The sequence below is a fragment of the Vibrio cyclitrophicus genome, assembly GCF_024347435.1.
Taxonomy (GTDB): domain Bacteria; phylum Pseudomonadota; class Gammaproteobacteria; order Enterobacterales; family Vibrionaceae; genus Vibrio; species Vibrio cyclitrophicus.
Window position 1 is genome coordinate 685,443 of record NZ_AP025480.1, and the last position, 16,082, is coordinate 701,524.

The window sequence follows — 16,082 nt, forward strand, 5'->3', positions numbered from 1 at the left end:
ATAAATGTTTAGCGTAATTTAGGTGGAGTTAAACTATGATTCAAATTAATTGTTTTAATTATAACTATGAATAATATAGGTTTTGTTTTATGGCTGATTTTAACTGGAAAGGGATCGACCTTAACTTGTTGATTGCATTACAGGCGCTGTATAAAACCAATAGCGTTAGCAAGGCAGCTGAACGTTGTTATGTCAGCCAGTCAGCAATGAGTCATAGTTTACAACGGCTTCGAAAGTTGTTTGATGACCCTTTGTTTGAGCGTGTTGGTAGCAGGATGGAGGCGACCGATCGAGCCATCGAATTATCCAGTACGGTAGAGACTTTACTCAATACTATTCAGTTGGAGGTGTTACTGTCTAAATCGTTTGATGCCGCGACTTATAAAGGGACTTGGAAGATTGGTCTCACTGATTATGCTGAGCAGATGTTCGCTCCAATATTGTTTGACCTTATTAAGCAATCTTCTCCTTACTCCCAAGTCGCGTTGTTCAATGTAAACCGGAGCAACTATCAACAACTTTTTGAAGATGCCAAACTCGACATTGCGATCGGTAGTTTTGGTCAGGTACCAAAGCATTATCGAACAAAGCATTTATACACTGAGGAACATGTTTGCTTGTTTGATAAATCGGTCTTGTCTATTGATTTACCTATGTCTTTAGAGCAATTTGTTTCTGTGGAGCATGCACTTGTGTCGCCTTCTGGTGATTTAAAAACGGGCGTTGATAGTCGACTGGCAGAAGTGGGTTTTAGTCGACAGGTCGCTATAGCCTCAAGTAATTTTTTAACAGTAAAGCGATTGATTCGTGGGAGAGAATTGTTGTGTATTGTCCCCAAGCTAGTCGCGCGCAGCGAAGAAACTTTGCTGGCGGTGAAACCACCTATTGATGTTCCGGATTTTGATATACAGCTTGTTTATAGAAAGGCTAAACATTTAGATGATAAAAATAAGCGACTTAGAAAATTGATTGTGAATGCGATCTCTTCTGTGATTTCCGAATAGTCTATAGTGCAGGGTAGTCTTCAATTTTATATAAATTAATTTTAGAAAAATCCGATTTATTATAAGAATCCGACTATACTTAATTTACGACTCAAAGCAGTCGTAAAGAATAGGCTTTTTGATTTACCTAAGTAAAAAAATGGTTATATCCTTATGATATAGCTTAAAAAACTACCAGGCTAAACGGACTTAGTTGGTCTTGAAGCGCTAGCTCCCCCTAGCGCTTTTTCTTTTCCCTAACATCTATTCAGGCAGTAAGCTGTGAATTTTACTCAATAGTTGTTCTATCTGTTGTTTTTCATAGTGAGCAGTGACTTTAGATTGGCTACTCTCTCTGTGAATCAGTTGAGTTTCAATATGTTGCTGTAATAGGGCATCTTGTGAGTTCGCGCTGAGCTTCTCTGCAATAACCACAGCCTGTCGACCTATCGTGGTAAAGTCTTGTTTGATTGTGGTGAGTGGCGGGTTAAAAAAAGCGCTGTCTTCGATGCCATCAAAGCCGACGACCGCGACTTTTTCGGGCACTTTGATTTGCAGTTCTTGTAGCGCGCGTAATACTCCTAACGCCATTTGGTCACTTGCGACTAGCACGGCATCAAATCGGGTTTGTTTAGCGACAGCTTCTCGAACGCCAAGATAACCACTTTCTGCTTGCCAGTTTCCTTGATATTGATACTTCACCTTACTATCTGCATCTGATAACGCGGCTAACCAACTTTGATGACGAATCTTTGAGGCGCTGGATTCGTTCGGACCTGTGATCAACAAAAAGTCCGTTCGTCCGCTCTCAAGTAGATGTTGAGCCGCCAGTTTTGCTCCCTCCGCATGGTCACCACAAACATAGTTCACTTGGCTGTTAGAAGGAACATCAATGAAAATGAGGTTGAGGTGTTGATATTGATCCACTAACAATTCTGCATCGGCACTCTTTAAAGGCACATTGAGAATGATGCTGTCGACTTGTTGGGCTATCAGTTCACGAATTGCCTCTCGGGTATTCGCGAGGTTGGGCTCGGAAACAACAGAGAAAGCAACGCCATAACTCATATCGTGAGCCTGCATTCGCACACCATTTGCGATCATTGCGGCACCGTGTAAGGCCATATCGAGAGTGACTAAGCCAACGCTGGTGGACTTGGCTCGACTGAGCATTTGAGCACCTTTATTGGGCACATAGCCAAGTTGCTTTATGGCGGCGTTAACCTTATTGCGGGTGGATTCCGCGACGTCTTGTGAGCCATTGGTTACTCGAGATACTGTTTGGGTGGATACCCCTGCCAGTTTTGCTACGTCTTTAAAGGTGATACTCATCGCTCTACTCATCGAATATTTTAGGGTGAAATAAGCCTACCGAAATTTACCAAACTAAACTCTGCGCACTCTCAAATAAATGTCTTTTAAAACATTAAAAATGTTTCCGTAAACAGTCGATCTTGTGCAAATTTTTCGAATGTTAAAGACAATTTAAATCACGTTTTTGTCGATTTTAGATATTAATTTGGCGTTATGAGTTCACTATTATTTTTATATTATGTTTACGAAAACAATAGAGATTAGTAATGAACGAATTTATTCACTTAAAGAGTAAAAATCATAGTTTGATCATTAAATCCGGGCGTGTTCCAGAGGTTTTGCATTGGGGAGCAAAGATCGCAAGTATTGATGAAGATCTTCTGCTTTCGACAGAGAGACCGATTTCCCAAGCTCGACTTGATGTGGATGTGCCTCTCTCTCTTTGTCCTGAGTTAGGCAGTGGGCACTTTAACGCTCCAGGCATTGAAGGTCATAGAGAAGGGCTTGATTGGGCTCCCGTCTTTAAGACCGTTCGTTACGATGCTCAAGATCAAGAAGTGAGTTTCCTCCTTGAAGACAAGGTTACTCTGCTGGAGATTAAGGTTGAGATCAAACTGGATTTCGAATCTGACGTCGTCCAAAAGCGTGTAACCGTCATCAATAAAGGCAGCAACAAATACTACCTGAATAAGCTGTCTTCAACGCTGCCGTTACCGAATCATGCTAACGAACTCATGACGTTCCATGGCCGTTGGTGTCATGAGTTCCAAACGCAACGTCAGCGCTTTGAACACGGTGGCTTCATGCAAGAAAACCGTCGTGGTCGCACATCTCACGAGAATTTTCCGGGGATGTTTGCAGGGACTCAAGGGTTCTCAGAGCAACATGGTTTGGTATGGGGATTTCATTTGGGCTGGAGCGGTAACCACCAAATGCGCGCGGATGTTCGTAGTGATGGTCGCCGCTTTGTTCAAGCGGGAGAGTTATTGCTAGCGGGTGAATCGATTCTAGAACCAGAGGCTACTTATCAGACACCTTGGCTCTATGGTTGTTACAGCAATTCGGGCTTGAACGGTATTGCTCAGCGTTTTCAGCAATTTGTTCGCGACAACATTATTAAATTCCCAACCGAAAAACCTCGTCCCGTTCATTTAAACACATGGGAAGGGATCTATTTTGATCACAAGCCTGACTGCATCATGAAGATGGCAACGGAAGCGGGCGTGATGGGCGTTGAACGTTTCATTATTGATGATGGTTGGTTTGTGGGGCGTGATGGTGAACGTACCGCACTGGGCGACTGGTATTTGGATGAGGTGAAATATCCAAATGGCTTAGAGCCTGTGATTGAACATGTAAACCAACAGGGTATGGAGTTTGGCCTTTGGGTTGAACCTGAGATGGTAAGCCAAGATTCTAATCTTTACCTAAATCATCCTGATTGGGTGCTTGGTTTACAAGGGTATCATCAACCATCTGGCCGTTGGCAGTACGTGTTAGACCTACAAAATGAAGCGTGTTTTAACTATTTGTATGAACGCCTCAATGCGCTGCTGACTCGGTACAACATCACTTATTTAAAGTGGGATATGAACCGAGAGTTGGTTCAACCTGGGCATCAAGGTAAGGCTGCGGTGCATGGTCAAACTAAAGCGCTATATCGCCTTGTTGATGAGTTGAATCTAGCGCACCCAGAAGTCGAGATTGAATCTTGTTCTTCGGGCGGCGGCCGTATCGATTTTGAAATTCTAAAACGAACCCATCGTTTCTGGGCATCGGATTGTAATGATGCCTTAGAGCGCCAAGCCATTCAGAAAGGCATGAGTTACTTCTTCCCACCAGAAGTGATGGGGGCGCACATCGGCCCAGCAGAATGCCACTCAACCAACCGTCGTCACAGCATCAATATGCGTGGTGTAACCGCACTCATGGGGCATATGGGGGTTGAGCTTGACCCTGTTAAAGAATCACCGGAAGAGAAACAAGCATTCTCACATTACATTTCACTGCATAAGCAATTTCGTCATGTTTTGCATTCAGGCCGCAGTTTCCGAATGGATCCTTCGGACAAAAATCAGAACATTTATGGCGTTGAAAATGACGATGAAATGCTGATCACCGTGTGCCAATTAGCGATGCCTGAATATGCTCTGCCTTCGCCACTTCGTATTAGCTGCGTGGAAGACAACGCGATGTATCAAGTGAAGTTAGTGGACATGCCAAAAACCAGTTTCCAGTTGATGAAACAACGCCCTCAATGGCTCGACAAAACGTTAACCCTGAGTGGCGATAACCTCAAGGAGATTGGATTGACCTTACCGATTCTAGACCCAGAGTCAGCCTTGATTGTTCATCTGAAAAAGATATGAAGCGCTAACTCTGAGTCCCCCTACAAATAAAATTCTAAATATAAAAATATAATCGGCAGCGAGGAATTGCTGCCGCAATAACTAAACTTAAGGAAAACAAAATGTCTATTACAGTTCTGCTGTCATTCTTGTTATTTACTGGTTTTGTTGTCGCGTTTACCTACAACAAAGTTAAAAATGACAAGAACACCTCACAAGACGGTTTCTTTCTCGGTGGAAGAAGCTTAACCGGTGGTTTGATTGCCAGCTCCCTAATTTTAACCAACTTGAGCGCGACTAGCTTTGTTGGCATGAGCGCACAAGCCTATACCCACAACATGAGTGTCATGGGTTGGGAAGTAGCGTCTGGTGTCACCTTAGTGATCATCGCTCTGATGTTAGTACCGCGTTACCTCAAGCAAGGGATCACGACGATTCCAGACTTCTTAGAGAGTCGTTACGACATGTCGGTGAAGAAGTTTGTGACGTTACTTTTCTTGTGCCAGTACGTCATCAATATCTTGCCAACCACACTTTATGCCGGTGCCGTTGTTCTCGGTGAGATCTTTGATGTTCAAGCTCTGCTTAATATTTCAGAATTCAGCTCGATAGCCTTAATTTCAGCGACGATCGGTCTACTTGGTTTCTTTTACGCGATTTATGGTGGACTCAAAGCGGTTGTGATTGCCGATACTATTAATGGTGTTGGTCTTATTATTGGCGGCTTGATGATCCCTGTTTTTGGCTTGATGGCTCTAGGTGATGGCAGTTTTGGGGCTGGCTTAGATACGCTGTTGTACGCTGCGCCAGAGAAACTGCAATCGGTTGGTACTGAGACCGATCCACTGCCGTTCTCAACCTTGTTTACCGGTCTTCTACTTGTGAACCTTTACTACTGGGGTACGGATCAATCCATCATTCAACGCGCATTAGGTGCAAAGAACTTAAAAGAAGGTCAGAAAGGGGTAATCCTTGCGGGTGCGATTAAGGTTATCTCTCCGTTGTTCCTAATCATTCCAGGCATCATCGCTTTTCACATGTTTGGTGCTGATGCGGGTAACCCTGACACCATGTACACGCGCTTGGTAAACGAAGTATTACCTAAGCCTTTAGTTGGCTTCTTTGTTGCGGTTATGTTTGGTGCCATCCTAAGTACATTTAATGGTGTACTTAACAGTTCGACCACTCTATTTGCATTGAATGTCTACAAACCTTTGTTTGGTCAAGGTAAAACGGATGAAGAACTGGTGGGTAAAGGCCGTATCTTCGGCGTTGTGATCGCGATTATCTCGGTATGTATCGCACCATTCATCATGTACGCACCAGAAGGTTTGTTCCAATACCTACAAATGGTAGCGGGCTTCTTCAGTGTGCCAATTTTCACTATCGTGTTTGTGGGTTACATCTCTAAACGTGTGCCAGCTCTAGCGGCTAAAGTGGCATTGGTGGTATTTGTAAGTTCATACGCTGCGATGCAGTTAGTGTTCAAAACACCTATTCACTTCTTACACCAATTGGCGATTCTGTTTGTTGTATGTACGGCGCTGATGTTCATTATTGGTTACTTTATGCCACGTGAAGATGATTATGTGATGCCTGTAAATGAAAACATTGATGTTACGCCTTGGGCGTTCCGTTTCGAAGCTTCGGCTATCATTCTCTACATGGTATTAGGTGCGTACGTGATGTTCTCTGATGTTGGTTTTGTCTCGGATGATCCAACCATCATGCAAGTCTACGGTGTGTGCGGCATTGTGATGCTGTTTGGTATTGCAGCACGCTTAGCAAAGCGTAAGAAAGCACTTGCGACCGCGTAGGTGAGTTCGATTCATTAAAAACGAAAACGCCGCTCCTTGAAAATAGGAGCGGCGTTTGTCTATCTGATGAAGATAAATGTAACGCTAAACTCATGTTCTAGAATGAGAATCGAATCCATTTCTTTGCTCGCCAACGATACGCCATGATGATTCCTCGGAACCATTCGTCCATCGCGATAGCCATCCAGGCACCAAATACACCGTAGCCCCAGTGCACACCAAGCAAATAGCTCATTGCAACCCCAATGCCCCACATGCTCAATACTCCCATCTTTACAGGGAACTTAATGTCGCCTGTCGCTTTTAGACATGAGATGAAGATCAGGTTAAAAACACGGCCAGCTTCTAACAAGATTGACCCGGCAATAAGTAATGCAGCAAGGGCGATGATTTCAGGATCTTGAGTGAATAGATCTAGGATCTCAAAACGGAAAATATAGACCATACAAGTTATGCTAGTTGAGGCGATGAAGCCAACCACAAAGTAGCGTTGTACCCGGCTCGTAATTTCATCTATCCAGCCCTTTCCAATGTAGTAGCCTGTTTGAATTTGGCTCCCTTGGCCGATAGCTAAAGCAAACGCAAAAGAGAGACGTGCGATGTTTTGTGCATAGGTGAACGCCGCCAATGACGAGGTTCCCATCTGCACTATGAAGAAGGTAATTGTGATTTGCGCCATGTTGTAAGACAGTACCTCACCCGCATTCATTGAGCCGATCTTAATGATTTTTTGATAGATAGCTTTAGGTACGAATTTGAACTGCTTAAGAGGTAAGTCTATTCCTTTATTTCTTACAACACCGATTAAGATCAATAGGCCAATCATTTGGCTAATGACCGTTGATGCAGCAACGCCTTGTACACCGTACACTGGTAGGCCAAAAGGTTGGTACAACACGCAATAGTTACCCAGTACGTTAATAACACCTGCTATTAAGTTGATGATCATCGGTGACTTAGAGTAGCCATGACTGCGCAGAATCGTCGTTAGCACAACGCCAATCGTCACGTTAAAGGTGAGAGCACCGCTGATAAATAGGTACTCTTGAGCGTATTGTTCCACTTGAGCTTCAAGTTGATAAAGAGGGATAAAATACTCAGCGCCAAGAGTGGCGATAATGCTCAGTAACAGGCCTGTAATGATGGCTAATACAATACTCGCCACACCCACATGAGCGCTCTCTTCGTCGCGAGAAGCACCGTTGTATTGCGCGATTAATATGCCAGTTCCACTACTGACCATGGTCGAGACGATGATCAGGAAAAAAGATATCTGAGAGATAACACCAACGGCAGACACGGCTTTGTCTGAGTATCCAGATAGCATGAAGACATCACTGGTGTTGAGGGCTGTTCTTAAAAGAACTTCGATAAAAATTGGCCAGGTGAGCGCAACGATTCCCATGCGTTTATTTAGGGTGGAATCAGCAGTAGGCATTTAGGTTTTCTCAAAAGGGGGTAGAGGCGACACTATAGTTTAGCGATTATTTAGTAAACGACTATCAAATTAATGTCCGGATAGCTATTAAGGGTAAATAAAGTTCGAATAAGCCTTCAGAGGCCAACATTTAAGTGTGAGTTATGAAACTTTTGAGAGATGTTTCATAAGGTAAAGAGGAATAAAGTGGAAGCGTTTAACGACTAAAAAGTGGCACAAGAAGTGAGTTTGAAATGAAGCGGTAAAGCGAGCAACATCAGCTAGCTTTACCGTTTTTAAACGCTTAATTAATTCTCTGCCCTTCAGCATCAAACAGATGACAATCTTTTGATGAGAAATTTAGATTGAGAGACTGATAGCGAGTGACCTCTTGATCTCCGGGCAGATGAACTTTAAAGCTGTCTACACCACAAGACTGACCAAACATATAAGTGCTGTTGCCTAGCCTTTCTACGACCTCACTCTGGAACTCAATGGTGATATCCGACTCGCCATTAATCTCTAAATGTTCAGGTCGAATACCGAGAGTGAGTTTTTGCCCTTCTGCAAGGCCACCACTTGGCAGTGGTAGAGTAATTTTACTCGAGCCATTTACGGTCAGTTGAGCATGAGTCTCAGAGATGTTATTGACCAAACAAGGTAAGAAGTTCATTTTCGGGGAGCCAATAAAGCCGGCCACAAACTCATTTTGAGGAGAGTGATACAGTTCGAGTGGCGAACCAACTTGTTCAACTCGGCCATCTCTAAGTACGACTATTTTGTCGGCAAGCGTCATGGCTTCCACTTGATCGTGCGTTACATAGATCATGGTATTTTGCAGATCTTGATGTAATTTGGCGATTTGTAAGCGCATATCGACACGGAGTTCTGCATCTAGGTTAGACAAAGGTTCGTCGAATAAGAACACTCTCGGGTTACGAACAATTGCTCGACCAATAGCAACACGTTGACGTTGTCCACCTGACAATTCTTTAGGTTTACGTTTCAATAAAGGTTCCAACTGAAGCGTTTTGGCTGCGCCCGTGACCTGTTTCTCGACGACTTCCTTGGCGACCCCGTTCATTTTCAGGCCAAAGCCCATGTTTTCTTCAACAGTCATGTGCGGATAAAGGGCATAAGACTGAAATACCATTGCGACACCACGTTCGGCAGGATCGACATCGTTTACAAGATCATCACCGATATGGATCTCACCTTCAGTAATCTCTTCCAAGCCAGCAACTAAGCGTAAGAGGGTTGATTTACCACAACCAGACGGACCAACGAATACGACGAACTCGCCATTATTTATTTCTAGATCAACACCATGGATCGTTTGAACATCACCATATCGTTTGATGACCTGTTTTAAGCTGATATCAGCCATGCTCTCTCCTTGCTTCGTTGGACTACATCACTTTGCCTTTAAAACATACGCTTTCATCAGAAATTTGTTAGATGCCTCGCATGATTTATTGATCCGAGTCATATAAATTTAACGATCTGTAGTGTTTTTTGTGGAAACGTTTACAAAAATAAAACATAACTGTGCGTAATGTTATCAATAAGCCTAATATTTGAACGTAATCATTATAAATGCTGAGTTGCTAGATGAAATTTAGAAATCTAGGTGGAAATTGACCAAATAGTAAATGAAGCTTTGAAGACAAGGAATTTCGGGAAATGGAGCAATCTGTGAAAACGATATACCCACAAAATCGCACCCCGTCAGCGAAGAAGAAAAGACGCATAAGCTCTAAGGTGTCGCCTTGGCTGTTCTTAGCCCCGGCTATCGCTATCTTCTCTCTCTACGTTATCTATCCAATCTTGGACAGTATTTGGCTTAGCTTCTTTGAATGGGATGGGCTAGGTGAAAAAGAGTGGGTAGGGCTGGAAAACTATCGTGAACTGTTTGATTCCGAGGCTTTCTACACTTCTCTAACGAATAACTTCCTTTGGTTGATCTTCTTTATGCTTGCGCCACCTTGTGGCTTGGCGATTGCCCTTTTTCTAAACCAACAAGTGAGAGGTATTCGTGTCGTCAAATCCCTATTTTTCTTCCCGTTTGTTATTTCTCAAGTGGTGGTCGGCCTTGTATTTGCTTGGTTCTATGACCCGTCATTTGGTCTTTTTAACATTGCATTAGGTGCGTTTGGTATTGAACCTATTTCGATTCTCGCCGATGAAGATTATGTGACTTATGGAATTATTGCCGCTGGTTTATGGCCACAAATCTCCTACTGCATGATCTTGTATTTAACGGGTTTGAATAACCTAGATCCAGAACAGCTAGAAGCCGCTCGCCTTGATGGGGCGAAGAAGTGGCGGATGTTGTGGTATGTGGTATTGCCGCAATTAAGACCGGCGACATTTATTGCTGTTGTGGTGACGGTGATTGGTGCCCTGCGTTCTTTCGATTTAGTGGCAACCATGACGGCGGGTGGACCTTGGGGAAGCTCGACGGTACTGGCGTATCAAATGTATGAAGAGTCGATCTTTAACTATCGAATGGGTTACGGAGCCGCGGTTTCCGTGGTGCTGTTTCTGATCATGGATGTCTATATCGCTTACTTCTTGTGGCGCATGTTAAGGAGTGAAAAATAATGTTCCCGCAACCAATTCAAAAAGCCGGTCGCTTTACTAATATCAGTTACCGAGTCGCGCTACCTATCTCGATAGTGATGTGGTTACTGCCACTTATTGCTGTGATGATGACATCGATTCGCTCGATGGATGATATCAATAAGGGTAACTACTGGGGGTGGCCGAACGAGATTCAGTTCATTGAGAACTACACCCAAGTTTTTACCTCGACCTCGATGGGGCAGTACTTAATCAATAGTTTGATTATTACATTGCCAGCGGTCGCAGGGGCTGTCGCTCTTTCGACTTTGGCTGGGTACGCCTTGGCGAAATACAACTTCAAAGCCAATGTTTGGATCTTTGCGATGTTTATCGCGGGCAACTTTGTTCCGTTCCAAATTTTGATGATTCCAGTGCGTGATTTAACCATTGGATTGGGTTTATACGATACTCATTGGGCGCTGATTTTCTTCCATATCGCTTTCCAAGCCGGTTTTTGCACTTTGTTCATGCGTAACTTTATTGTTGGTATTCCCGATGCTTTGATTGAAGCAGCACGAGTTGAAGGAGTCAGTGAGTGGAAAATATTTTGGCACGTGGTACTGCCTCTGGTTCGCCCTGCATTAGCGGCGTTAGCAGTCTTGGTGTTTACCTTTATTTGGAATGACTTTTTCTGGGCGTTGGTATTGGTTCAGAGCGACGAAGTCCGCCCTGTGACTGCTGGTCTTAGTTCACTGCAAGGCCAATGGTTAGCATCTTGGCAATTTATGTCTGCTGGTGCGGTAGTGGCAGCCATTCCACCAGTGGTTCTGTTTTTTACTATGCAGAAACACTTTATTGCAGGCCTAACATTGGGAGCAACGAAAGGATAAAACGTTCTTCTAGAATGGTGAAAGGAGACTTAAACAGAATCAAGTAAGGTGGCTCGACGTTAGCCGCCTTAACTGAATAGATCCAACTTGGATTCACTATAAGAGTAAAAAAGGCACGAAAACCCTACAAGACAAAACTATAAGAATTGGACTTAGAGAGCTTAGCTCCATAACAAGGACCTCAATATGAAATACGTGAAACATATCGCTGCCACAGCAGTGCTTGCCGCCTCCGTTTCTACAACCGCGTTTGCAGGAACCTTAGTCATCAACTCTGATGCTTCCGATCCAGCGCCGAAAGAAGCGTGGGGTGAGATCATCAATCGCTTTGAAAAAGAAAACCCCGACATTACGGTGAAGTACAATTTGTACGATCACGAGTCGTACAAAACAACGATTCGTAATTGGTTGGTCACTTCGCCGCCTGATGTGGTTTTCTGGTATGCGGGTAACCGAATGAAAGCCTTTGTTGACCGTGGTCTGTTCGAAGATGTGAGCGATATTTGGACAGACAACAACATGAAGCAAGACTTTGCGGCTGCCGCTCCTGCGATGACAGTGCAAGGTAAGCAGTTTGGTGTGCCATATACGTATTACCAATGGGGTATTTATTATCGTAAAGACATCTTTGAACAATATGGTATCGGTGAGCCTAAAACTTGGGATGACTTGAAATCCGCATCAGCACGCTCAAAGAAAATGGGGTAGCACCGTTTGCGATCGGTACTAAGTATCTTTGGACCGCGGCAGGTTGGTTTGATTACATCAACATGCGTACTAACGGCTTGGATTTTCATATTCAGTTGATGGAAGGCAAGGTGTCTTATTCTGATGAACGTGTTAAGAAAACCTTTGCTAATTGGGCTGAACTTGTTGAACCGGGTTACTACCTAGAAAACCACGCCTCTTATTCTTGGCAGGAAGCTCAACCGTTCTTGTATAACGGCAAGGCGGCGATGCACCTAATGGGTAACTTTATCACGCCAAACTTCCCTGAAGAGTTGGATGGGAAAATGGATTTCTTCCAATTCCCTGTGATCGACTCAAGCGTACCTATGTCTGAAGATGCACCAATGGATACGCTACATATTCCTTCAAAAGCGAAGAACAAAGAAGACGCGCGTAAGTTCTTAGAGTTTGTTGCACGTGCAGAAAATCAGCAGCTAATCAATGAGATGCTGTTGCAAATCCCAACTAACAACAAAGCCAAAGCGAAATCTGATCCGTTCTTGGACAAAGGCGTTGCGATGCTCTCTTCTACCGAAGGTACGGCTCAGTTTTATGACCGTGATACCGATCCCGCGATGGCCAAAGAGGGCATGAAAGGCTTCCAAGAGTTTATGGTTCACCCAGACCGAATCGAAAAAATCTTGAAGAAACTCGATAAGGTGAGCAAGCGTACCTTTAAGTAATACGTTATCTGCCGCAGCGACTCTTGCTGCGGCTCTTTTCCTTTTCAGTTTGTCATTGTTAGTGTTATTTGATTAGTGTTCCTCGTTTTGAGCACTAGAGGCACCCATTACAACCTGCCTAGTACTACTTGCAATGATTCACTATATTCGGTTTATCGTAAGGAACACTTAATGAGAACTTTCTCTCAGATCATCTCTGCCCGCGAATGGGAAAACCAACACATCACTCATCATAACGTTGTTGAGGCTCATGCTCCTTTGAATGGTTACACCTCGTTGGCAGAGGCTGTGGGGAAGAACTCGTCACGCACCTTGTCTCTCAATGGGGTTTGGAAGTTTCAGCTGTTCGATTCGCCGGAGTTGGTCTGCGAAGAGTTTGTCTCTGAACATTTTGATGATTCCTCATGGAAGTCGATCGCGGTGCCAAGCAACTGGCAGATGCAAGGCTTTGATAAACCGATCTATACCAATGTGAAATATCCTTTCGCTGATAACCCTCCCTTCGTCCCTAGTGATAATCCGACAGGACTCTACCGCACGCATTTTAACTGCACGGAACCGGAGCTATTAGATACCCATAGGCTGACCTTTGATGGCGTGAATTCTGCATTTCATTTGTGGTGCAACGGCAAGTGGGTTGGCTATTCGCAAGACAGTCGATTACCGGCTGAATTTGACGTGTCTGAATACTTACAAGCAGGCGAGAACACGCTAGCTGTCATGGTGCTGCGTTGGTCTGATGGTTCCTATCTTGAAGACCAAGATATGTGGTGGCTCAGCGGCATCTTCCGTGATGTGACTTTATTGAGAAAGCCCAAGGTCGCAATCGAGGATGTTGGTATTGAGACTCAGCTAGATGCTTGCTATCGCGATGCGGTTTTAAATATTTCTACGCAAATAACCAAGCACAGTAATGATGTAGAAGGCTTCGATAAGCTGAAAGCTGAACTTTATGATGCTCAAGGACAGTTGGTTTGTGAACCTCAAATCGTGGGCTTTGGTGAGCGAGTTGTGGATGAGAAAGGGCCTTGGTGTGAAGTCGCAGAGCACTGCCTTTCGGTCGTGAATCCGAACAAGTGGAGTGCCGAGTCACCCTACTTATATCGTTGTGTGGTGTCATTGCTCAATAAACATGATGAGCTTGTCGATTGTGAGGCTTACGATGTCGGATTTCGATGTGTTGAAATTACCGATAGTTTGCTCAAAGTTAACGGTAAGTCGTTGCTGATTCGTGGTGTGAATCGCCATGAACATCACCCTGAATTGGGTCACACCATGACGCGTGAAGGGATGATTCAAGACATCAAACTGCTCAAACAAAATAACTTCAATGCCGTTAGAACCGCTCATTATCCTAATCACCCATTATGGTATGAACTGTGTGATGAGTATGGCCTGTATCTGGTAGATGAAGCGAATGTGGAAACCCATGGTCAGTTTCCGATGTGTCGACTGTCTAATGATTCGTCGTGGTTGAATGCGTACATGAGACGAATGACAAGGCTAGTGGAACGCGATAAAAACCACGCCAGCGTGATCATTTGGTCGTTGGGTAATGAGTCGGGGATTGGTCGTAATCACCATGCGATGTATCAATGGGTGAAGCAAGCTGATCCAACACGTCCCGTTCAGTATGAAGGTGGCGGTGCTGATACAGCAGCGACCGATATTTTATGTCCTATGTATGCGCGGGTTGATTGGGATTTACCTGTGGTTGAGAGTCAACCTGAAGTGACACCTCGCGTGGGTATTCGCAAAGCGATCGCTCTACCAAACGAGCACCGTCCTCTTATTCTCTGTGAGTACGCCCATGCAATGGGGAACAGTCTGGGTAGCTTTGATAAATACTGGCAGGCGTTTAGAGACAACCCAAGATTACAGGGCGGATTTATCTGGGATTGGGTCGATCAAGGGATCACCAAAACCGATTCGAGCGGCACACAATATTGGGGCTATGGTGGTGATTTCGGCGACGAGATTAATGATCGCCAGTTCTGCATTAATGGTTTGGTATTCCCAGACAGAACGGTACATCCAACGCTGCATGAAGTGAAAAAGGCGCAACAGTTTTATCAGTTCAAGCTGGTGTCTGCATCACCACTGGTGATTGAAGTACACAGCGAACACCTATTTGTGACCAGCAGGGTTGAAACGTTGAATTGGACGGTTACCCAGAATGGTGTGGTCACGTGCGATGGTTGTATCGAATTGATGGTTGATGCGGGCGAGAGTGTCCAGATAGAACTTAATGGTGTGACTATTCCTCATACGGCCAACGCGCTAAATTACCTCAATCTAGAAGTGGTATTAAACACCAATACTGCATGGGCGAATAAAGGTCATGTGACGGCGATTGAACAGCTTACCTTACCCACTCAGCCGCAATTGATGTTGGATGCCAACCTCTCTCAATTTCCACCAAAAGTGACTGAAACCGACGCGCTGCTGACGGTGATTGGAGATGCTTATCAAGTAGAGTTCGACAGATTATCTGGGACATTAGAGAGCTGGAAAGTCAAAGGGGTGGAACAACTTGCTAGTGGCCTTCGAGATAACTTTTATCGTGCACCATTAGACAACGATATCGGTGTCAGTGAAGCAAACCGAGTCGATCCTAATTCATGGATAGCCCGCTGGCAGGCGATGAAGTTAGACAAGCTCACTCCAGAATGCATCGAATTTTCATGTTCTACTCAGCAAAACTCGGTGTCAGTGACTGCAAGAATTGCCCACTTAGTTGAGGGGCAAGTACGTTTGCTCTCTACGTGGCAATATCAACTGTTTGCTGATGGTGAAGTGAACATTGAAGTGCATGTTCAAGCAGCGAAAGGTTTGCCTTCTCTGCCACGAGTCGGTTTTGAGTTTGCTTTGAACCATGTGCCTGATGGTGTGGAATGGTTTGGTCGTGGGCCACACGAAAATTACCCAGACCGAAAAATGTCAGCCCATATGGGGCGATATCAGCAGAGCATTGAACGAATGCATACCCCGTATATTTTTCCTTCTGATTGTGGCTTGCGTTGTGATGTTCGTGACGCAAAAATGGGAGCATTTGAATTGCAAGGAGACTTCCATTTCTCAGTCAGTCGTTTTGGGTTACAGCAGTTACAGAAGGCAAAGCATACTTGTGACTTAACAGAACAAGAACAGCTGTTTGTTTATGTGGATGGCTTCCATATGGGCGTCGGTGGCGATGACTCATGGACGCCCAGTGTCCATGATGAGTTCAAATTATTGAAAGAGCATTACCATTATCAGGTGCGCTTCCATTGTGGTGACATAGGCTAACGTACAGTGAATAGAGTAAAAGGATCATGGTAGGCCAAATAGTCTAAG

General features: G+C 44.4%; 9 protein-coding genes and 1 pseudogene. 7 read left to right on the forward strand and 3 right to left on the reverse strand.

Features of this window, described 5'->3' with window-relative positions; translation table 11 throughout:
- Nucleotides 1–89 precede the first annotated feature (89 nt).
- Nucleotides 90–1,004 (forward strand): LysR family transcriptional regulator, encoded by a 915-nt coding sequence (locus OCW38_RS03240; RefSeq protein ID WP_016787777.1) that lies wholly within the window; start codon nt 90–92, stop codon nt 1,002–1,004.
- A gap of 243 nt (nt 1,005–1,247) precedes the next feature.
- On the opposite strand, the gene OCW38_RS03245 is transcribed toward OCW38_RS03240, so the two are convergent.
- Entirely contained in the window at nt 1,248–2,315 is a 1,068-nt protein-coding gene (locus tag OCW38_RS03245; protein WP_010436267.1) for a LacI family DNA-binding transcriptional regulator, read from the reverse strand.
- A gap of 248 nt (nt 2,316–2,563) precedes the next feature.
- Between OCW38_RS03245 and OCW38_RS03250 the strand changes: the two genes are divergently transcribed.
- The gene (locus OCW38_RS03250; protein WP_261895084.1) at nt 2,564–4,666 is read left to right on the forward strand and encodes an alpha-galactosidase; all 2,103 of its coding nucleotides are present in this window, start codon (nt 2,564–2,566) and stop codon (nt 4,664–4,666) included.
- 101 nt (nt 4,667–4,767) lie between these two features.
- A complete protein-coding gene (locus OCW38_RS03255; protein WP_010436271.1) occupies nt 4,768–6,462 on the forward strand; it encodes a solute:sodium symporter family transporter in 1,695 nt (564 codons plus the stop codon).
- A gap of 97 nt (nt 6,463–6,559) precedes the next feature.
- Here the strand turns inward: OCW38_RS03255 and OCW38_RS03260 are convergent, their stop codons facing one another.
- Nucleotides 6,560–7,900: an MATE family efflux transporter gene (locus OCW38_RS03260; protein ID WP_016791864.1), complete on the reverse strand. Its 1,341-nt coding sequence runs from the start codon at nt 7,898–7,900 to the stop codon at nt 6,560–6,562.
- Nucleotides 7,901–8,183: 283 nt separating this feature from the next.
- The gene (locus tag OCW38_RS03265) at nt 8,184–9,266 is read right to left on the reverse strand and encodes an ABC transporter ATP-binding protein (protein WP_050612628.1); all 1,083 of its coding nucleotides are present in this window, start codon (nt 9,264–9,266) and stop codon (nt 8,184–8,186) included.
- Nucleotides 9,267–9,562: 296 nt separating this feature from the next.
- Between OCW38_RS03265 and OCW38_RS03270 the strand changes: the two genes are divergently transcribed.
- From OCW38_RS03270 to OCW38_RS03285, 4 genes and pseudogenes are all read left to right on the forward strand, one after another.
- On the forward strand, nt 9,563–10,483 hold the full coding sequence (locus OCW38_RS03270; protein WP_010436277.1) for a carbohydrate ABC transporter permease: 921 nt from the start codon (nt 9,563–9,565) through the stop codon (nt 10,481–10,483).
- Nucleotides 10,483–11,334 carry a carbohydrate ABC transporter permease gene (locus OCW38_RS03275; protein ID WP_010436280.1) on the forward strand — a complete coding sequence of 284 codons (852 nt, stop codon included), beginning with the start codon at nt 10,483–10,485 and terminating at the stop codon, nt 11,332–11,334. Before OCW38_RS03270 ends, OCW38_RS03275 begins: the two co-directional genes overlap by 1 nt.
- A 186-nt stretch (nt 11,335–11,520) precedes the next feature.
- Nucleotides 11,521–12,746: pseudogene (locus OCW38_RS03280) on the forward strand (ABC transporter substrate-binding protein).
- Nucleotides 12,747–12,917: 171 nt separating this feature from the next.
- Nucleotides 12,918–16,034, forward strand: a complete 3,117-nt coding sequence (locus tag OCW38_RS03285) for a beta-galactosidase (protein WP_016794555.1) — start codon at nt 12,918–12,920, stop codon at nt 16,032–16,034.
- Nucleotides 16,035–16,082: the final 48 nt, after the last annotated feature.

Excerpts from the sequence above, each read along its gene's own strand:
- OCW38_RS03240 (WP_016787777.1), top strand. The coding sequence starts at position 90 with ATGGCTGATTTTAACTGGAAAGGGATCGACCTTAACTTGTTGATTGCA.
- OCW38_RS03245 (WP_010436267.1), bottom strand. The coding sequence starts at position 2,315 with ATGAGTATCACCTTTAAAGACGTAGCAAAACTGGCAGGGGTATCCACC.
- OCW38_RS03250 (WP_261895084.1), top strand. The coding sequence starts at position 2,564 with ATGAACGAATTTATTCACTTAAAGAGTAAAAATCATAGTTTGATCATT.
- OCW38_RS03255 (WP_010436271.1), top strand. The coding sequence starts at position 4,768 with ATGTCTATTACAGTTCTGCTGTCATTCTTGTTATTTACTGGTTTTGTT.
- OCW38_RS03260 (WP_016791864.1), bottom strand. The coding sequence starts at position 7,900 with ATGCCTACTGCTGATTCCACCCTAAATAAACGCATGGGAATCGTTGCG.
- OCW38_RS03265 (WP_050612628.1), bottom strand. The coding sequence starts at position 9,266 with ATGGCTGATATCAGCTTAAAACAGGTCATCAAACGATATGGTGATGTT.
- OCW38_RS03270 (WP_010436277.1), top strand. The coding sequence starts at position 9,563 with ATGGAGCAATCTGTGAAAACGATATACCCACAAAATCGCACCCCGTCA.
- OCW38_RS03275 (WP_010436280.1), top strand. The coding sequence starts at position 10,483 with ATGTTCCCGCAACCAATTCAAAAAGCCGGTCGCTTTACTAATATCAGT.
- OCW38_RS03285 (WP_016794555.1), top strand. The coding sequence starts at position 12,918 with ATGAGAACTTTCTCTCAGATCATCTCTGCCCGCGAATGGGAAAACCAA.